The organism is Novosphingobium sp. (genome assembly GCF_041915465.1).
GTDB lineage: Bacteria > Pseudomonadota > Alphaproteobacteria > Sphingomonadales > Sphingomonadaceae > Novosphingobium.
Map to the genome: position 1 here is coordinate 1 of NZ_JAYSBK010000178.1, position 2,839 is coordinate 2,839.

3 protein-coding genes are annotated in these 2,839 nt (G+C 65.2%); 2 read left to right on the forward strand and 1 reads right to left on the reverse strand.

The window, feature by feature from the left end:
• Together ACE3SN_RS16665 and ACE3SN_RS16670 are read left to right on the forward strand one after the other, a co-directional pair.
• Positions 1 to 1,252, forward strand: a 1,252-nt coding sequence (locus ACE3SN_RS16665) for a carotenoid oxygenase family protein (protein ID WP_374531932.1), incomplete at its 5' end; no start/stop codon positions are given.
• 7 nt (positions 1,253 to 1,259) lie between these two features.
• Positions 1,260 to 2,183: an SDR family oxidoreductase gene (locus ACE3SN_RS16670; RefSeq protein ID WP_374531933.1), complete on the forward strand. Its 924-nt coding sequence runs from the start codon at positions 1,260 to 1,262 to the stop codon at positions 2,181 to 2,183.
• On the opposite strand, the gene ACE3SN_RS16675 is transcribed toward ACE3SN_RS16670, so the two are convergent.
• Positions 2,180 to 2,593 (reverse strand): MarR family winged helix-turn-helix transcriptional regulator, encoded by a 414-nt coding sequence (locus tag ACE3SN_RS16675; protein WP_374531934.1) that lies wholly within the window; start codon positions 2,591 to 2,593, stop codon positions 2,180 to 2,182. The two genes, ACE3SN_RS16670 and ACE3SN_RS16675, sit on opposite strands and share 4 nt — an antisense overlap.
• Positions 2,594 to 2,839 lie beyond the last annotated feature (246 nt).

Here is a 2,839-nt window from a genome sequence, read left to right on the forward strand (position 1 = left end):
CGCCGACTTTGCGATGAAGTTCGTCGAAACCGCGCGCCACAAGGCGGAAAAGGAACTGGGCCGCGCCCGCTTCGGCAAGTACCGCAATCCCTATACCGACGATCCCGACATGGCCGGGGTCGATCGCACGCTCGCCAACACCACCCCGGTCTGGCACGCGGGCAAGCTCTTGATGGCCAAGGAAGACGGCCTGCCCTACCGCGTCGATCCGCGCACGCTGGAAACGCTGGGCAGCTACAACTTCGACGGCGCGCTCAAGTCCGAAACGATGACCGCCCACGTGCGGATCGATGCCGCCACAGGCGAGCTATTCTTCTATGGCTATGAGGCGGACGGCCTCGCCAGCACCAAGGTCGCCTATTGCGTGGTCGGCGCGGACGGCAAGCTCAAGTCCGAACAGTGGTTCGACGCGCCCTATTGCGCGATGATGCACGACTTCACGATCAGCGAGAACTATGCGCTGTTCCCGATCTATCCGACCACGGCCGATCTGGACCGGCTGAAGGCGGGGGGAGAGCACTGGCACCATCACCCTGAACTGGACAGCTGGCTGGGCGTGATGCCGCGCTATGGCGACGTTTCGGAGATCAAGTGGTTCAAGGGCCCCAAGGGCGTGTTCTGCTATCACATGATGAACGCCTGGGAGGACGCCGACGGCCTGCTCCATTTCGACCAGTGCCTGTCGAACACCAACGCCTTCGCCTTCATCCGCGAACCTTCGGGCATCCATATGCAGCCGTGGGAAATCCAGGGCGGGCTGACCCGCTGGACGGTCGATCCCAAGGGGCCAGAAGGCGAAGTCAAGGAAACCGTCATCGGCCCGCCGGGCGACTTCCCGGTGATCCCTGCGGTAAAGCAGGGCAAGCCCTATTCCACCGGCTTCATGCTGACCATGAACCCCGAACGCCAGGGCCCGCCCGTGTTCGGCGGCCCGGTCGGCGCAATGTTCGACCTTTTGGTGCGGATCGACGGGCTCGACGGTGCCGCCCCGAAGATCACCCAGGCGCTGCCGATGGAGCTGGGCTGGTGCTATAACGAGCCGGTCCACGTGCCCTCCCCCGATCACGAAGGCTGGCTGATCACCTTCGTCGATCACCAGACCGGCGAAAACAGCTTCGAGCATTTCGCCTGGATCCTTGAGGCAGGCGCCATCGCCAAGGGGCCGGTCGCCACCATCCGCATCCCCGCGCGCCAGCGTCCGCAGGTTCATGGCTGGTGGGTGCCGCAGGCCCAGCTCGACGCGGCGGGCTGACACCGCAATGGGCAAGATCGTCATCACCGGGGCGTCCGGCCAGTACGGCCGCCTCGCCACGCAGGGCCTGATCGAGCGCGGCCGCGCCGCCGACCTGATCCTGATGACCCGCACCCCCGCCAAGCTGGCTGACATGGCCGCGCTGGGCTGCGAGGTGCGCTATGGCGACTATGACGAACCCGCCAGCATGGTGACGGCGATGGCCGGGGCGGAACGGCTGCTGCTGATTTCCGGCACCCGCGTCGGCGCGCGGGTGGCGCAGCATCAGGCGGCGATCGATGCGGCGGTGAAGGCCGGGGTAGCCCACGTGGTCTATACCAGCTTCATCGGCATCGACGATCCCGCCAACCCCGCCGAAGTGCGCCACGATCATATCGAGACCGAACGCCTGATCCGGGCTTCCGGCCTGGCGTTCACCTTCTTGCGCGATGCGCACTATGCCGATGCGATGATCGTGATGGCTGGGCCGGGCGTGATGGCGACGCGCCAGTGGGTCAGCAATGCGGGGCAGGGCAAGGAAGCGATGGTCTGGCGCGAGGATTGCGCGGCTTGCGCGGTTGCCGTGCTGGACGGCCAAGGCCACGAAAACCGGACCTACGACATCACCGGACCAGAGCTGCAGGACTTTGCCGAGGTGACCGCCCTGATGGCCGAAATCACTGGCGTACCGCTGGAATATGTGCCGGTCGACGATGCGGCCCAATACGCGATCTTCGATGCCATGGGCATCCCGCGCCGCCCGGTCGACGATCAGTACGTTTCGGGCATCCCGTGGAACAGCGACGACATGGTCACTTTCGGCCAGGCGATCCGCGAGGGCTTCCTCGAAATCTGCTCGGGCGATGTCGAGCGCTTGCTCGGCCGCCCACCGCGTTCGGTGCGCCAGATAATCGAGGACAACGCCGCAATGCTGAAAGGCGCGGCGGGCTAATTTCGCCAGAGCGCGTCGAGCGCGGGGACGAGGTGATCGCGATGCTCAGCCGGAACCTTGCCGATCAGCCAGTTCTCGAAATCACTGATGACTCTGCGTGCATCGGTCAGCTTGGCCTCGCCCGCCTCGGTCAGTCCCAGCGAGTGCGATTTGCCGTCAAGCGGCGTGCGCTCGATCAGGCCCGCGTCTTCGAGCCGCGCAACCAGCGGAACCATGTTTGCGCGCTGGATATCCAGCATCCGGCCAAGCTGACTGGCCGTGATCCGCGCATTGGCGCCGATCACCAGCAAGGCGGAAACATCGGCAATCCGCAAACCTACCGGTTCGAGCCTTGCGGCGAACTCCGCCATCATCGCCGCAGCAGCACGGCGCAGCGAATATCCGGGCAGGGAAAGCAGCGGGTCCTTCATGTGCTCCGCCTAGCAATAGCTATTGCCGATAGCAATCAGCATTGTTATGACTCATAACAACCAAGGGCCAAGATCCAAGTCTGGAGAGTCGATCATGGAATTCACGCGCCTCAATCCGCTCACCGGTGAGCCTGCCTCGAGCGCCGCCGCGATGAAGGCTGGCGACATTCCGGCGATCGCCGCCCGCGCCGCCGCCGCTTTTCCGGAGTGGGCTGCGCAGGGCCCGAACGCGCGCCGCGCCGTGCT